Source organism: Neisseria animaloris (assembly GCF_900637855.1).
Classification (GTDB): Bacteria; Pseudomonadota; Gammaproteobacteria; order Burkholderiales; family Neisseriaceae; genus Neisseria; species Neisseria animaloris.
Genome location: NZ_LR134440.1, coordinates 980,195 through 996,403, shown reverse-complemented (window position 1 = coordinate 996,403; position 16,209 = coordinate 980,195). Strand labels below are relative to the sequence as shown.

Annotated in this window: 15 protein-coding genes; 10 read left to right on the top strand and 5 right to left on the bottom strand. The window is 53.2% G+C overall.

Translation table 11 applies throughout. The features are described 5' to 3' along the window. Window positions 1-62 precede the first annotated feature (62 nt). The 4 genes from EL216_RS04720 to EL216_RS04705 all read left to right on the top strand — a co-directional run bounded on the left by EL216_RS04720 (window position 63) and on the right by EL216_RS04705 (window position 2,996). Window positions 63-947, top strand: a complete 885-nt coding sequence (locus EL216_RS04720) for a chorismate mutase (protein ID WP_085389353.1) — start codon at window positions 63-65, stop codon at window positions 945-947. A gap of 185 nt (window positions 948-1,132) precedes the next feature. Further along, window positions 1,133-1,630 (top strand): ribonuclease E activity regulator RraA, encoded by a 498-nt coding sequence (rraA, locus tag EL216_RS04715; RefSeq protein WP_085389354.1) that lies wholly within the window; start codon window positions 1,133-1,135, stop codon window positions 1,628-1,630. Between the two features lie 6 nt (window positions 1,631-1,636). Then, window positions 1,637-2,053, top strand: coding sequence for an OsmC family protein (locus EL216_RS04710; RefSeq protein WP_085389355.1), 417 nt, complete (start codon window positions 1,637-1,639; stop codon window positions 2,051-2,053). Window positions 2,054-2,270: 217 nt separating this feature from the next. Beyond that, on the top strand, window positions 2,271-2,996 hold the full coding sequence (locus tag EL216_RS04705) for a GntR family transcriptional regulator (protein WP_085389357.1): 726 nt from the start codon (window positions 2,271-2,273) through the stop codon (window positions 2,994-2,996). Between the two features lie 66 nt (window positions 2,997-3,062). On the opposite strand, the gene dsbD is transcribed toward EL216_RS04705, so the two are convergent. Beyond that, window positions 3,063-4,862 (bottom strand): protein-disulfide reductase DsbD, encoded by a 1,800-nt coding sequence (dsbD, locus tag EL216_RS04700; protein ID WP_085389358.1) that lies wholly within the window; start codon window positions 4,860-4,862, stop codon window positions 3,063-3,065. Between the two features lie 235 nt (window positions 4,863-5,097). Continuing rightward, window positions 5,098-5,871, bottom strand: coding sequence for a GTP cyclohydrolase FolE2 (gene folE2, locus EL216_RS04695; RefSeq protein WP_085389359.1), 774 nt, complete (start codon window positions 5,869-5,871; stop codon window positions 5,098-5,100). Between the two features lie 254 nt (window positions 5,872-6,125). On the opposite strand from folE2, the gene EL216_RS04690 reads away from it, so the two are divergent. Next, window positions 6,126-7,280 (top strand): trans-sulfuration enzyme family protein, encoded by a 1,155-nt coding sequence (locus tag EL216_RS04690; protein ID WP_085389360.1) that lies wholly within the window; start codon window positions 6,126-6,128, stop codon window positions 7,278-7,280. Between the two features lie 141 nt (window positions 7,281-7,421). Beyond that, the gene (locus EL216_RS04685) at window positions 7,422-8,042 is read left to right on the top strand and encodes an HI_0552 family protein (RefSeq protein WP_085389361.1); all 621 of its coding nucleotides are present in this window, start codon (window positions 7,422-7,424) and stop codon (window positions 8,040-8,042) included. Window positions 8,043-8,172: 130 nt separating this feature from the next. Here EL216_RS04685 and pmbA read toward each other — a convergent pair whose 3' ends face one another. After that, window positions 8,173-9,504 (bottom strand): metalloprotease PmbA, encoded by a 1,332-nt coding sequence (gene pmbA, locus EL216_RS04680; RefSeq protein ID WP_085389585.1) that lies wholly within the window; start codon window positions 9,502-9,504, stop codon window positions 8,173-8,175. A gap of 128 nt (window positions 9,505-9,632) precedes the next feature. Between pmbA and yjgA the strand changes: the two genes are divergently transcribed. The 4 genes from yjgA to EL216_RS04660 all read left to right on the top strand — a co-directional run bounded on the left by yjgA (window position 9,633) and on the right by EL216_RS04660 (window position 12,770). Then, window positions 9,633-10,169: a ribosome biogenesis factor YjgA gene (gene yjgA / locus EL216_RS04675; RefSeq protein ID WP_085389362.1), complete on the top strand. Its 537-nt coding sequence runs from the start codon at window positions 9,633-9,635 to the stop codon at window positions 10,167-10,169. A gap of 124 nt (window positions 10,170-10,293) precedes the next feature. After that, window positions 10,294-11,367: a tRNA (adenosine(37)-N6)-threonylcarbamoyltransferase complex transferase subunit TsaD gene (tsaD, locus tag EL216_RS04670; RefSeq protein ID WP_085389363.1), complete on the top strand. Its 1,074-nt coding sequence runs from the start codon at window positions 10,294-10,296 to the stop codon at window positions 11,365-11,367. A 24-nt stretch (window positions 11,368-11,391) separates the two neighbouring features. Further along, the gene (locus EL216_RS04665) at window positions 11,392-12,144 is read left to right on the top strand and encodes a J domain-containing protein (RefSeq protein WP_085389364.1); all 753 of its coding nucleotides are present in this window, start codon (window positions 11,392-11,394) and stop codon (window positions 12,142-12,144) included. A gap of 29 nt (window positions 12,145-12,173) precedes the next feature. Then, on the top strand, window positions 12,174-12,770 hold the full coding sequence (locus EL216_RS04660) for a class I SAM-dependent methyltransferase (RefSeq protein ID WP_085389365.1): 597 nt from the start codon (window positions 12,174-12,176) through the stop codon (window positions 12,768-12,770). Between the two features lie 87 nt (window positions 12,771-12,857). Here the strand turns inward: EL216_RS04660 and EL216_RS04655 are convergent, their stop codons facing one another. After that, window positions 12,858-13,817 carry a peptidylprolyl isomerase gene (locus tag EL216_RS04655; RefSeq protein WP_085389366.1) on the bottom strand — a complete coding sequence of 320 codons (960 nt, stop codon included), beginning with the start codon at window positions 13,815-13,817 and terminating at the stop codon, window positions 12,858-12,860. Next, a complete protein-coding gene (locus EL216_RS04650) occupies window positions 13,814-16,144 on the bottom strand; it encodes an LPS-assembly protein LptD (RefSeq protein WP_085389367.1) in 2,331 nt (776 codons plus the stop codon). The genes EL216_RS04655 and EL216_RS04650 overlap by 4 nt, the downstream gene beginning before the upstream one ends. Window positions 16,145-16,209 lie beyond the last annotated feature (65 nt).

The following is a 16,209-nucleotide window of genomic DNA, read 5'->3' as shown; positions in this document are numbered from 1 at the left end:
CTTTGTTGGCGTATGTGGATGATTATTGCTACTATTCGGTCAGGCCAATCAGGGAGGTTCAGATGATTATCGTGATGCATAAACAGGCTTCTGCTGAAGCAGTGGAACGTGTGGTGGCATTTATCCGCAGCCGCGGGTTGCAGGAGCATGTTTCCAAAGGCGAGGAGCGTACCATTATCGGGGCGGTGGGCGACGAGCGCGTGTTTCATCCCAACGAATTGGAAAGGCTGCCATTTGTGGAACGGGCCATCCGCGTGTTGAACGAGTGGCGCATCATCAGTCGTGAAACCCAACCCGAAAACAGTATCATCACGGTGCGCGGTGTGGCGTTCGGCGGAGAAAAAATGTTGGATATTACTGCCGATGGCAGCCGTGCGGGTACGGCCGATGCGGTGTTCGCCGATCCTTTCTATCTGCCTTCGCGCCCTTATGCCGACACCGACCGGAGCAGTGAAAAGGAACAAATCCGCACCATGCAGGCCGAAGTGCAACGCCATCATGCCGCCGGCAAACCCGTGATTGTGCGGGTGCGCGATGTCCGCCAGATTGCGCCAGCTCTGGATGCCGAGGCCGATATCCTCTATTTGGGAGGAGAACTGATGAGCAACCGTGCCCTTCAAGACGAAGTAGGCCGTCTGAATACTCCCGTTGTGTTGTGTAAAGACAAGCACCACCGTGCCGACGAGTGGCTGGTGGCCGCGGAACATATTGCTCTGCGCGGCAACCACCACATCATTCTTGGCGAAGCGGGCACGCTCAGTTTCGAGCCGGAGCACCCCTACCGTTTGGATGTCGATGCTGTGGTGCGTGTACGCAAGGTAAGCCACCTGCCCGTTGTCGCCAACATTACCCGTTTGTGGCATAGCGACATGCCTCAGGAAATCTTATACAAACTGGCCACAGCCGCCGGTGTAAACGGTGTGGTCAACAGCTTGCAGCAGGATTAGAGTCGGAAATTCCAAAGAGGCCGTCTGAAAAAAGATATTCAGACGGCTTCGTACATATGGCAAAGCCATCGGCCGCTTTTCCGTTTCCGCAAATGATTTATAATGCGTTTCAGACGGTCTCATGCTTTCTATAAATATCAGAGGCCGTCTGAAAACGGGATCGCCCCATAACCGAGGAGAGAAACATGAGCGAGAAATTTTATTTTTCTACCGCCGACTTAATCGACACCGCCCCCGACACGCCGTCATGCGAAACGCAGTTCCGCCATTTCGGCCGCCGCTACAGTTTCTGCGGCAGAATCCGCACGGTTAAATGCGACCGCGACAACGGTTTGGTCAAGCAAATGATGAATACCCATTCCGACGGCGAAGTGTTGGTGGTGGACGGCGGCGGTTCTTTATACAGCGCATTGATGGGCGACATGATTGCCGGAGCAGGCGCGGCAAACGGTTGGGCGGGTGCGGTAATTTTCGGCGTAATCCGCGACGGCGAAGCCATCAACACACTTGATTTCGGCGTGAAGGCACTGGGCACCAATCCGCGCAAAAGCGCAAAAGACGGAGCGGGCCAAGTGGATGCAGCCGTATCGTTCGGCGGCGTAACCTTCACGCCCGGACATTATCTGTACAGCGATTCGGACGGCATTTTGGTGTCGGAAAAACCGCTGCGGGAAGAGGAGTAATCCGAGATGAAAATCACTTCAAAATGGTTGGACAATTCATGCTTTGTGGCCACCAACGAGGCCGGCCACAGTGTTATTATGGAAGGCATGTCCGTCGAAGGGCAGTCCAAACGCGGCCCCAGCCCGATGGAATTGCTGCTGATGGGCGTGGCGGGCTGCTCCAGTATCGACGTGGTGATGATTGCCGAAAAGCAACGTCAGGACATCACCGACTGTCAAGCCACCGTAACGGCCAAACGTGCCGACGAAACGCCGCGGGTATTTACGGAAATCCATATCCATTTCAAAGTATTGGGCCGCAATCTGAAAGAAAGCGCGATTGAAAAAGCTGTGCAGATGTCGGCGGAAAAATATTGTTCGGCTTCGATTATGCTGGGCAAGGCGGCCAAGATAACGCACAGTTTTGAGGTGGCCGAAGGGTAGCCGCTTTGGTTTGCCGCCGTTATATTTTGCACAAACTGCCCGAAAAGGCGGCAACATCTGCTTTCAGGCGGCAAGTTTCAGTAAAATCAAGAATAAAATCCGGCAATGGTTTATAATCCGCCCGCCGGATAAAGCCAATTCGTACAGCCGTAATTTCCGGAAAAAACGAAGCGGCCGTCCATATATTTCCAACTCATAATGCCGGCATGAGACCGCTATGACCGAAACCGAAAACAACCAGCCGGAAGCACCGGCCACTTCTTCCATGATACCCGGCGGGCGACATGACTCGGAGCTTTTCCGCGTTTATTCCCGCATTCTCGACGGTATTACCGACCATGCGTTGCTGCCGGGTAAAAAGCTGACCGAATCCGATTTGTGCCGCCAGATGGTTTGCTCGCGCAACACCGTGCGCGGCGCACTTTCATTGTTGGCACACGATAAAATCGTCGACCTGCTGCCCAACCGCGGCGCATTCGTACATGTGCCCGACGCGAAAGAAACCCGCGATGTGTTCGAAACACGGATTGCGTTGGAAGAAACCGTGGTAAACATGCTGCTGGATCAAAACGACGAAAGCCTGTCGGAGCGTTTGCAACCGCTGTATGCTTTGGTGGACGAGGAAGAAGCGGCTTTCGCACGCGGCGACCGTGTGAGCTGGAACCGTTTGGCCAATGCGTTTCATATCGAATTGGCACGGTTGCTCGATAACGATGTGCTGCTGGAAATGATGCATGCCGTATGTGCGCGTTCGTCGCTAATTATTGCCGTATTCGACAAGCCGAAAGACCGTTTGCGCCATACTTATTGCGAACACCGCGAAATACTCGATTTATTGGCAGAAGGCAAACGTAACCGTGCCTGCAAATTAATGCGCCGCCATCTGGGGGAATGTCAGGCTCGGTTGCTGAGGAAGTTTGAAGCGGAAAGCATGGAATTTTGAAGTGGTTGGAATGAGAGGGAGGCCGTCTGAAAAAACTTTTCAGACGGCCTCTTCGCTTTGTAGGGATTACTTTTCGTTTTGCTTATACCACTCGATAAATGCATCCGGTTTCACAAAGCCCAGCAAGGCTTCGCTGCGGCTGCCGTCGGCGCGGATAACAAACACTCCGGGTGGGCCGAACAAGCCGTATTCTTTCAATAACGCCTGATGTTCGGGCGTATTGGCAGTAACGTCGATTTGGAAGAAACGATCCATATCCACCGCTTCATGCACCGAAGGCTGGTTGAAGGTGTAGGCCGCCATTTCTTTGCACGAAATACACCAGTCGGCATAAAAATCAAGCAATACCGGTTTTTGTGGGTTTTGCTCCAAAGCGGCCTGCATGGCGGCTTTCAATTCCGACACATCGGTGTAAACATGGCCGTGTGTGCTGCTTTCTCCTTCGGCGGCAGGCGGCGCAAGCGTGAGGAAGTGGTGCAGGGCGGTGGTTTGTTTGTTAGCACTTTGGTAAGCAAACCATGAACCGCCGGCCAGTAGCACCGTGCCCAAAACCAAGCCTGCGGTTTTCAGACGGCCTGCCTGCTTTCTGGAGCCGGCCAACAGTAGCCCGGCGGGAATGATCAGCAGCAAGGTGTACAGAGCGATCACCAAAAGATAGGGCAGATAAGGCGTGGCCAGATAAACGGCAACGGCAAGCAGGATAAAGCCGAAAGCGTATTTGATGCCGTCCATCCAAGTGCCCGCGCGGGGCAGAATATGGCCGCCGAAGGTGCCGATGGCAATCAGCGGCACGCCGGTACCGAGTGCCAGCGTGTATAAAGCCAAGCCACCCAATGCCGCATCACCGGTCTGGCCGATATAGCCGAGGGCAAAAGCCAGCGGAGGAGCTACGCAGGGGCCGACAATCAGAGCCGACAGCATGCCCATCACGAATACGGAAACGATTTTGCCGCCGCTTAATTTATTGCTTTGGTTTTGGAAATAGCCTTGTACGGAAGCAGGCAATTGGAGGGTAAACACGCCGAACATCGACAAAGCCAGCAGCACCATCACGGCCGCCGCCGCCAGCACCACCCACGGTTGTTGCAGCCACACGGTAAGCAGCGCGCCGGTTAAGCCCGCAACCACGCCGACCATGGTGTAAGTGAGCGCCAAGCCCTGCACGTAAACCATGGAAAGGGCGAAAGCACGGCCTTTGGACGCGTTTTTATCGCCTACCACGATGCTCGATACGATCGGCAGCAGCGGATACATACAGGCGGTAAAGCTCAAGCCCAGCCCGGCGAGAAAAAACGCCAATAAATTGGCGTTTAGCGTATCCCATGAAAGTTTGAACCGACTGCTGTCCAAGCCTTTGGCAGGAGCGGTCGACGAACCCGATGCCGCCGGAGCCGATTGCAGGAAGCGGTCTTTGCTGTTTGCCGGTGCTTCGGCCTGAGGCTGGTAAAGCCCGTTGTGGGTGATGTCGAAAGTGGTCTCGGTGGGCGGGTAACATACACCGACTTCGGCACAGCCTTGATATTGCAGTGTTAATTGGTATTTTTGCGCTTTTTTAGCGTACGGCCAGTTGATTTGTGCGGCATGGTGATACACGGTTTGTTTGCCGAAGAATTCATCTTCTTTTTCTTCGCCTTTACTGTATTGTGGTGCGGCCAGCAGGCCGGCGGGATTGGTATCGGCAAGGATTTTCGCTTGATAGAGATAATAACCGTCGGCAATCGCAAACTGCACGTTAATACCTTGGTCGGTTACGTTGACCTGCGGTATGAACGCCTGCTCGGGCGGCAGCAGTTTGGAAGCATCTACCGCATGTGCGCCGGTGATGAAAACAAAAAAGGTAGTGAGAAAATAGAGTAGTTTTTTCATGGCATTGCTCGTTTCAGACGGCCTGAAAGTATGATAGTCGAAGTAGGGGCAAAAAACGAAAGCCCGGCTGTTCGCGGCGGGCAGTTTTGTAATCTATATGCCTTTAGACGGAAAGTAGGAAGTATTCTGACACAATAGGTTGTAAAGTTATGTTTTTATAAACACCGTAAAATGAAAGAGAGGCCGTCTGAAAAAACGGATGCCATGTTTTTCAGACGGCCTTCCCACCCCGTATTTAAGGGTAGGAAATGTAAGCATAGGCCGAATGGTTGTGAATCGACTCGAAATTTTCACTTTCCACTACAAAGCCGCACACGCGGCTGTCAGCGATGAGGCGGGTGGCGACATCACGCACCATATCTTCCACGAATTTTGGATTTTCATACGCTTTTTCGGTAACGTATTTTTCATCAGGGCGTTTGAGCAGGCCGTAGAGTTGGCAAGAGGCCTGCGATTCCACGCAATCGATCACTTCTTCGATGCCGACTTCGCTGCCGCAGGTGATGGTTACGGTAACGTGCGAGCGTTGGTTGTGCGCGCCGTATTGGGAAATTTCTTTGGAACACGGGCACAGGCTGGTTACCGGCACCAATACTTTCAGCGTGTGGCTGTATACGCCGTTTTTGATTTCGCCGGTGAGGGTAACGTCATAATCCAACAGCGATTGGATGCCCGACACGGGTGCGGCTTTTTTGCGGAAAAACGGAAATGATACGCTGATTTTGCCCGAATGCGAATCGAGTAATGCCACCATTTCTTCGGTAAGTATTTTCAAACGGTTGAAACACAAGGCCTCGGTTTGGCTTTCCATCAGCGCCACGAAACGCGACATGTGCGTGCCTTTTTGGTCGGCAGGCAGGAAAACGGTCATGGTCAGCCGGGCGACCGTGTTTTGCGAACCTTCGGCGGTGTCGAGAGTGATGGGTAAACGTAAATCTTTAATGCCGACTTGGTTAATCGGCATATTGCGTAAATCGGGGCTGGATTGCACGTCTGCAATGGCGTTCATGCGGCGGATTTCCTTAGAATAAAACGGGCGGATGCCCTATGTGTGTGCGGTGGTATGAAAAAACAAGGCCTAAGCCTGTGTCGGGCCGTCTGAAAACGGCTTCGCATTTTAAGACGGCCTGTTTATTGTTGCCAAAAAATTCGGCTGCTTTTTAGAGGTGGGATTATATCACTCGAAACCACAGCCGACATTGATTGTTTCTATTTTTTAGATAGTGATAAAATACTGTTTTATTTATCTAAAGATCGAACGCCATGGAATTTGCCACCCAAGCCATCCACTCCTCTTACGACTGCGACGAGCACAACCGCGCCATCATGCCGCCGATTTATCAGAACAGCATGTTTGCCATGCACGAAATCGGTGAAAATGTGCCTTACAAATATTCTCGCCTCAACAATCCCACTCGCAAGGTGCTGGAAGACACGGTTGCCGAGCTGGAAAACGGCACGGCAGGATTTGCTTTTGCCAGCGGCATGGCCGGAATCGATACTGTTTGGCGCACGTTTTTACGCCCGGGCGACACCATCGTGGCGGTGGCCGATATTTACGGCGGTGCCTACGATTTGTTGGTGGACGTATACGCACATTGGGGCGTGAACGTGGTGTTTGCCGATTTGACCGATGCCGCCAGCCTTGATGCTATTCTTGCCGACGGAAAAGTGAAAATGCTCTGGCTGGAAACCCCTTCGAACCCCCTTTTACGTTTGGTAGACATCAAAACGCTGGCCGCCAAAGCCAAAGCGGCGGGGGCATTAGTGGGGGTGGACAACACTTTTGCCACGCCGTACCTGCAAAATCCGCTCGATATGGGTTGCGACATTGTGTTCCATTCCGCTACTAAATACCTGTGCGGCCATTCCGACGCGTTGATGGGGGTGGTGGCGGTAAAAGATGCGAAGCTCGCCAAACCGTTGCGCAATATGATGACAAATGCGGGAGCAGTGGCCGGTCCGATGGATTGTGCGCTGGTATTGAGGGGTATCAAAACGTTGGTGGTGCGCATGAAGCAGCATCTTGAAAACGCCGCCGAACTCGCCCGCCGCCTTGAGGCGCATCCCGCCGTTGCCAAAGTGTTTTACCCGGGCTTGCCGTCGCATGAGCATCACGAATTGGCAAAACGGCAGATGCGCGGTTTCGGCGGCGTGGTATCGGTTTATTTGAAAAACGATACCCAAGCTGCGGCCAACAGCGTAATTAAAAACATGAAACTCGTCAAAATGGCTTCCAGCCTCGGCGGAGTGGAAAGTTTGGTAAACCACAGTTATTCCCAGTCGCACAGCGGCATGTCGGCCGAATTGAAAGCAGGCTTGGGTATCAAAGAAGGTTTGTTGCGTTTTTCCGCCGGTATCGAAGACATCAACGATATTTGGAACGATATTTCCAATGCGCTGGATACCACGTTGTAACGCCGAGGCAAAAGGCCGTCTGAAAAGTTCCGGCCGTGCCAAACTTTATCCCGTCCGTTTTCAGACGGCCTTCTGAAGCAAGGTTTGGGTCGAGAGGCCGTCTGAAAGCCGTTTGATAAAACTTTCCGTAAAGGGAACACCATGCTCACTCCGGCAAGCTGTGATTTATTCAACCGGCCGTTTTTCCAATTTGCACAACTCAAAAAATACCAACCCGAAACCATTCCCCAAATCAAAGCCGATTACAAAGCCGCATGGCAGATTTGGCAGGCTATCATTATGCAAACGGCCGAAAAATTGGGAGAACCGTTCGCTCCGCCGCATATCGAACGCTGGTGCAACGGCTGGCAGGTGCGCGCCCACTTTTTCGCCTATTTCAAATACGCCTCCTATCAAGATTCGGCAGCCATTTTGTCGGTGCTGCTCAACCGCCGCCGGTTGACCGTGAGTTTGGATTGGCATTGCTACAAAGCGGGAAAATCGCCGATTACCCTTGCCCACTATAATCAATGGCCGGATGGGCTTGACTTTGAAACTTTCGGTAGTTTCGATATTTGGCATGGAAGCGAGAGCGAGTATGCCGATTATCCGACCGTGGCACGGCAGGCGGAACAGGGGTTTGTCTTGCAGTCGGACGAGGATTTTTTCTGCATCGGCAAGCATATCGAACGGGATGATTTGGGAAAAGCGGACAGCGTGGAATGGATTGTGCAAACGATTAGGGCGTTGCAGCCGCTGTATGAGGCTTGTCATAAACCGTAAGAAATCAAAAGGCCGTCTGAAAACATTTTTCAGACGGCCTTTTCAGTCAGGTTACGGAAGCCGGTTTGTCCGTGGGTGGAAGGCGGAATCCGATTGAAACGTTGCGCCATTTTCCGGCCGTTCGGTGCGGTTAAGTGCCCGCCGCAGTCATACCGCCGATCAGAATCGAACCGATTTTATTCGGCGAACGTTTCAGAGCATCGTCGGCAACGCCGATGATGTTCAGATACATATCCTGCAAACGTCCTGCAATGGTGATTTCTTGCACGGGATAAGCAATCGCGCCGTTTTCGACCCAGAAGCCCGCCGCGCCACGCGAATAATCGCCGGTAAGCGTATTGACTCCTTGCCCCATCAGTTCGGTAACGAGCAGGCCGGTACCCATTTCTTTGAGCAAACCGGCTTGGGCGGCATGGGTGCTGCTCAAATACAGATTATGCGCGCCGCCCGCGTTGGCAGTGGTTTGCATGCCGAGTTTGCGTGCGCTGTAACTGCTTAAAAAGTAACCTTGCACGATGCCGTTTTCAATCACGAAGCGCGGTCGGGTGGCTACGCCTTCGCCGTCGAAATAAGTGCTGCCGAACGCGCGCGGAATATGCGGTTCTTCGCGCAGATTGATGAAGGCGGGCAGAATTTGTTTGCCGAGGCTGTCGATGAGGAAGCTGCTTTGGCGGTAGAGTGCGCCGCCGCTTAAGCCGCCGATAAGGTGGCCGATCAAGCCGCCGGAAACGCCGGTGTCAAACAACACGGGATAGCTGCCGGTGGGGATGCTGCGGCTTCCCAAACGGCGCACGGTGCGTTCGGCGGCAATGCGGCCGATGCTTTCCGGCGATTCCAAATCGAGATGGCGGCAAGAGGTGTCATACCAATAATCGCGCTGCATGCCGTCTGAATCGGCGGCGACCACGCTGCATGAAATGCTGTGGCGCGTGCCTTGCTGGTGGGCGGAAAAGCCGTGCGAATTGCCGTAAACATATTGGTAATGCCCGGTTTGTATGCCTGCACCGTCGGAATTGGTGATGCGGTTGTCGGTATCCAACGCGGCTTGTTCGCATTGTTTGGCAAGGGCGACGGCGGCTTCGGCGGATAAATCCCATTCGTGGTATTTGTCTAAATCGCCGATTTCACGAGCCATCAAACCGGCATCGGCCAAACCCGCGCAATCGTCTTCGGCGGTGTATTTGGCAATATCGACGGCGGCCTGCACGGTATCGCGCAGGGCTTGCGGCGAGAAGTCGGCGGTGCTGGCGCGGCCTTTGCGCCGGCCGACGTATACGGTAATGTCGAGCGATTTGTCCTGCTGGTATTCAATTTGTTCGATTTCGTTCAGGCGCACATTAACGCTTTGGCCGAGCGATTCGCTCAAATCCGCTTCGGCGGCCGTGGCACCGCTTTGCTTGGCTAAGGTCAACACCTGATCGCAGAGTTGCAGCAGTTCGTTTTTACTGTGATTGAACATGATTTTTGCCGTCAATGAAGGTTGCACGGTATTTTAACTGCTTTCAGACGGCCTCGGTAAAAATATAGCAGCGGCAAGGATGAAGCGGGCGGCTGTGTTAGAATGCGGCAACCTGATAAAGAGACAAAAAAATGAGTAATAACGAACAAGAATGGGTAAGCAAAACCCAGGTGAAAAAACAGATGGACAGCCTGCAAGACTTGGGTATGCAGCTGACCAAACTTTCCCCCGACACCTTAAAAAAAATCGGCTTGCCCGAAGATTTGTACGAAGCGGTGCTGGCGTATAAAAAAATTACTTCCAACGGTGCCTTGAAACGGCAGGCGCAATACATCGGCCGCCTGATGCGCGATACCGATCCCGAACCGATCGAACGCTATCTGGCCAAGCTGCGCGGCGACAATGCCGCCCACAACGCTTTTTTACAGCGGGTGGAACAGGCGCGCGACCGTCTGATAGGGGGCGACGATGCGCTTACGGCGTTTATTGCGGAATACCCGAATGCCGATGCAGGCAAATTGCGCACTTTAATCCGCAACACGCGCAAAGAGCAGGAGTTGAACAAACCGCCGAAAAATTTCCGCGCTTTGTTTCAAGAAATCAAAGCCGTGATGGACGGCAGCCATTCCGCTACGGATGAAGGGGCGGAAGAAGAAACCTTCGAGTAAAAAATCTCTCGGTGAGCATGAGGCCGTCTGAACAGTATTTCAGACGGCCTTTGCGCATTCATACGCATGGCGGTGGAAAATCCGCTAAAATATTACGCTTTACTTTTTCAGACGGCCTCAAGTTATGTTGGTATTGGGAATAGAATCTTCTTGCGACGAAACCGGTGTGGCGCTTTACGACACCGAACGCGGTTTGCTGGCGCATCAATTGCACACGCAGATGGCGATGCACGCCGAATACGGCGGCGTGGTGCCGGAGCTGGCGAGCCGCGACCATATCCGCAGGCTGGTGCCGCTGACGCAGGGCTGTTTGGAAGAAGCCGGGGCAGGGTATACCGATATTGATGCAGTGGCATTCACGCAAGGTCCGGGATTGGGCGGTGCGCTGCTGGCCGGTTCCAGCTATGCCAACGCTTTGGCTTTCGCGCTCGGCAAGCCCGTGATTCCCGTCCATCATCTCGAAGGGCATCTGCTTTCGCCGCTGCTGGCCGATGAAAAACCTGAATTTCCTTTTGTGGCGTTACTGGTGTCGGGCGGGCATTCGCAATTTATGGCGGTGCGCGGTGTCGGCGATTACACGCTTTTGGGTGAAAGTGTGGATGATGCCGCCGGAGAAGCGTTTGATAAAACCGCCAAACTGCTCGGCCTGCCGTATCCGGGCGGAGCCAAACTCTCCCAGCTTGCCAAACTCGGTTCGCCCGATGCATTCAGTTTCCCGCGCCCGATGCTGCATTCCGACGATTTACAGATGAGCTTTTCCGGCCTGAAAACCGCAGTGCTGACTGCTGTGCAGAAAGTACGGGCGGAAAACGACGGTGAAATGCCCGAACAAACCCGCAACGATATCTGCCGTGCGTTTCAAGATGCGGTGGTGGATGTGTTGGCGGCCAAAGCGCACAAGGCCCTGCTGGATACCGGCTTCCGTACTTTGGTGGTGGCCGGCGGCGTGGGGGCGAACTGGAAACTGCGCGAAACCTTAGGCCGTCTGAAAATACAGCCGCCTTACGCAAAAGGCCGCGCGAAACCGCCTGCCGAAGCCGTAAAGGTTTATTTCCCGCCGATGGAGTATTGCACTGACAACGGCGCGATGATTGCCTTTGCCGGCGCAATGCGTTTGCAGCAGGCCCAACCTTCAGGCGGGTTTAATGTGAAACCGCGCTGGCCGTTGACGGATATTGTGAAACAGCCTTCCCAATAACCTTTTCTTCCCACCGCAAAGCCCATGTCGAAACGCATACATACCCATTACGACAATCTCAAAGTCGCACAGGACGCACCTATAGAAGTTATCCGCGCGGCTTATCGTTCGCTTTGCAAAAAATACCATCCCGACCAAAACCGGGATAACCCCGACGCACACCGCATCATGAGCCTGATTAACCGCTCGTATGCGGTATTGTCCGATCCCGAACAGCGGCGTGCGCACGATGAATGGATTGCCGCGCAACAGCAAGGCTGGGGGTCGGAGATGCCGTTAAGCCCGCCTATGCCCGCACAGGCGGAGCCGATGCCGTCTGAAAACTTACTGCGGCAGCGCCGTTTCTGGCTGGGGCTGGCTTTTTTCGTTTTCTTGCTGGGCGGCCTGTTTTGGCTGGCGCAGCAACAACGCGAAGCCGCTGCCGATATGCCGCCGCGTGCGGTTGCCGCTTCCGAGCATTATCCCGAATTCGCCCAATATCTCGACGGCTATCCCGTGCTGGCGGAGCGGGGCAACGGTATGGTAAAAATCGATAACCGCCGCAACCGTTCGGCGGTGTTCGTGCAGATTTATCTGGCCAAAGGCGATACCGCCATCCGCACGGTTTATATTCCTGCCCATGCCGATTTCACCGCATTCAAACTCGCCGCAGGAACTTACCGTATCCGTTACCGCCAATTGGTTAACGACACGTGGGAGGCAGCCGGATTTACTTTGCCAGACGAGCAAACCCGGGTAAATGTAGTATTGGAAAACGCACCTCCTGATGTATTGTAGAAGCCGTCTGAAAAATATAGAGGAACGACATGTCTAAATGGAACGAACATTATTCAAGCAGCGAATATGTTTTTGGTACTGAGCCGAATGAATTTATTGCACGTATCAAACCTTACCTGCCTAGAAAGGGGCGGGCGTTGGATTTGGCTACGGGAGAGGGCCGTAACGGTGTTTTTCTCGCCCAGCATGGTTTGGATACGGAAGGGGTGGATATGTCGGCGGTGGGCCTGGAAAAAGCGCGAAAGCTGGCAGAAGCCAAAGGCGTGCACTTTTCCACCCGTTTGGAAAACATTACCGAAATGCAGATGCCGTCTGAACATTATGCCGTGATTACTTCGGTGTTCTGCCATTTTGCAGAACCGGAGCGTACCCGCGTGATGCAGCGCATTATCGGCGCATTGCAAAGCGGAGGTTTGTTTGCCGGCGTGTTTTACCATCCCGACCAAATCGGCTACGGCACCGGCGGCCCCAGCGATCCCGTCATGCTTGGCACGTTGGAAGAAATGCAAAGTGCGCTGGACGGTTTGGAATGGCTGATTGCCGAGCATAGTTTGCGAGAAATGGACGAAGGCAGCCGCCATCAGGGAACCAGTTCGGTTATCTGCCTGTTGGGGCGTAAGCGGTAAGAAGGTTGCGGAATATTATTTAAAAGAGGCCGTCTGAAAGATTTTTAACAAGTCTTTCAGACGGCCTTTCAGCTTGTAATGCTTGAATCAGCGGATTTCTACAAACGAGTTGGCGTGCAGTTCTTGCAGCAGGTTGGCGGTAGCCTGTTCCACTTTTTGTTGGGCGATGTATTGGCGTACAGCCTCGCGTTGCTGTTCTTCGGGAGTGCCCGCTTCACGCACTTCGTTGAGCTTGATAACGTGCCAGCCGAATTGGGTGCGTATGGGGCGGCTGATTTGACCGGGATTCAGAGCCTTAACTGCGTCTTCAAATTCCGGAACCATATGGCCTTCACCAAACCAACCTAAATCACCGCCTGCCGCCGCACTGCCATCTTGGGAAAATCTGCGTGCCAATGAAGCAAAATCAGTACCGCTGCGGGCTTGGTTATAAATTTTGCGGATACCGCTTTCTGCGGCAGCCAATGCATTACTGCTTTCGCCTTTCAACAAAATATGTTGGGCGCGGTATTGGCGCATCGGTTTACCCTCGGGCAGGGCAATGCCTTGCTCTTTGGCGCGTGCAAGCAGATTGTCCACTTCGGCATCGCTTACGCGGCTGTTTTGCATAATCGCCTGTTGTTGAACCTTTTGGGCAATAATGCTGTCGGCGATGCTGCGGCGCATCGCGGCTTTGCTTACTCCGATCTTGGCCGATTGCGCATATAAGCCGTCGATAGTGGTTTTGCGGGATTGGGCAATGAGGGCGAGTGTTTCATCGATTTCGGCATCGCTGGCGTTGATGTTGCGTAATCTGCCTGCCTGTACGATTAATGACTGGTTAATCAGCTGTTGCAGCACTTGTTGGCGCAGTTCTTCATTACTGATTTGGCTGTCTTTAGGCAGATTACGCCGTGCTTCGGCGATACCTTGGCGTACGTCGCGGTGAGTAATTGCTTCAGTACCGGCAATCGCAGCAATTCCATCCACCAGTTTGACATCAGAGGCTTGGGCAGTTTGCAGGGCAAGGCCGAGGGTGGCGGCGAGAATCAGGGATTTACAGTTCATTGTTTGACTACCTCGTTGGTTTTGCTGTAGCCGGGAATGGCTAAACGCAGTTTTTCAAAAGGATTGTTGCCGATATTACTCAAATCTTTAAGTTGCAGGTTGAAAAATACGGCGTTTTTCTTACTGTTCAGGCCGGTAACGTAACGTTGGCCGACCACGCTGGCACTCCAGCAGCCGCAGCCGCTTTTATATTCGACACCGGCGAGTATTTCCAGCGGCTTTTTAACATTGATTTCATGGTTGTAGCGGGCAACGCCGTACAGGTTTTTCGTAAGCGGCCACTGGGCAGCAAGATCTATCTGGCTGAGTTTGTCGTAAAAATATTCGCCGTTTTTTTGCAAGTATATTTTTTCATTGCGCCCGTATTTATAATGTGCACTCAATACTTTGCCCGGCTCGGGGTTGTAGCGTACTCCGGTGGAGAAGCTTTCGGTACGCTTCAAGTTTTGGTTGTAATGTACATCGGTATCCACGCTTACGCTATTGCTGACTTTTCCGTTGGCAAACGCCACCCAATCGGAACGGTTGCGGGTGTAGCGGTCCACGCTTCCGTCGAGCAATACGTTATCGTTTTTCAAGTAAAATTTCTGGCCGATACCGGCACGGAATAGTTCGGCACCGTTGTTCGGGTTGAGGAAACGGGTTTGCACCGCGGTGGAAACGCTGTTGGCGGAGTTGATGCGGTCGTTGCCGGAATACAGGTTTTCACGGAAAAGCTGGCTGTAGTTGAAGCTGTTTTCCGAAGAGTCGAAATTAGGCAGGTCGTTTTGCGACTTGGTCGGAATGTAGTTGTAAAACAGGCGCGGCTCGAGGGTTTGGACGTAATTGTTGCCGAAGAGCGAGGCCTTGCGCTCGAAAGTCAGGCCGCCGTCAACATTGAAAACCGGTAATGTGCGGCTGAGTGTGCGTGCGTTTTTCTTTTCAAATTTATCCAAATCGTAATAGGTGGCATGCACACCGATTTTGGGGCGCAGATAACCCCATGCATTATGCAAATCCCATTTGACGCTAGGATACAGCACCACACGGCTGCCGGCCTGCTTGCTATCGTGGTCGAAGCGGGTGAACTGGCTGAATACGTTGACTTGCGCACCGCTTATGCTTTTCTGCCAACGGGCGGAAAAACGCGGCATCAGGGCATAAGGTTCGTCTTTGTAGCCGTCGGCATTGGCAAGAGTTTGGTATTTTTGGGCGGTGAAATAACCATCAAAAAAACCGTCCAACAAGCGGGAGTTGTAATTTAACCATGCTTGGCGGTTCAGATTGACGTTGCGGGCGATATCGTCGCGGTTGTAGAAGTCTCGGTAATAGTCGTCGTCGGATACTTGGTGGAAGTCTATGCCTCCGCTGAGACGGTCGGTAAATTGGTGGCGGTGTTCCCACTGTGCGCGGTAGCGGTTGTTGTGTTTGCTCCGTTTATCGTCGGGCATCCAAGTGCCTTCGATTTTTCCTGCGAATTTAGGATCAAGATAACGGAACTGTCCGCCTAATTGCGCACCACGGTTGCTGATAAAGCCGGGCGTAACGGTTGCATCATAATTCGGTGCAAGGTTGAGGTAATAGGGCACGGCCATTTCGAGGCCGTCTGAACCGATAGAAAGCGTCGGCACCAACAAGCCGCTTTTACGGTTGCCGTTGATGGGGAAATCGGCCCACGGCGTATATAAAACCGGCACTCCGCCGAAAACCAGCGAAGCATGTTTGGCCACGCCGATGCCGCTGTTTTGGTCTGCTTCAATGCTTTTCGCTTGAATATACCAACTTGCATCGCCGCGCTCGCAAGTGTTGAATTTTGTATTGGTAAGCTTGTAGCGGCCGTCGCCCTGCATTTCGGCCGTTTCGCTCACACTTTGCAAACGGCGGCCTTCGTGTTCGGCTTCCAAGCGTGCATTGTGCGAAATGCCGGTGCCTTCGGCTAAGTTGTATTCGACTGTACTGCCACTGACGGTGGAACCGTTTTGATATAGCGTGAACGTATTGCCGGCCCGCACGATTTCGAGGCTTTGGTCGTAGTCTACCCATTGTGCGTTGAGTATTTGGTCGTTGCGTTCAATGATCACATCGCCTTCGGCACGCACTTTGATATTGGTTTGGCCTTCGAGTCGGTCGGCAGTAATGCGGGTATAGTCCGCCGGAAGAGGTTCTTCTCCGCTGCGTTTGATGTCGGGTACGGCATGTGCTTCCGCTTCGTTACGCAGTTTTTCCGGCGAGCAGTTCAGGCAGGTGTTGCCGAGCGACAAGTCGCCGGCGGCTTGCGCCGTCGCTGCTGCGCCGAAGCCTACTCCCAAGGCCAATACCAGCGGTTTTAATGAAAATAAACGAGCCAAAGTCTCACCTTAAATCGGTTTTGCCAGTTAGAATAGCGGATATTTTAACCTGAAAAAATGAAAAA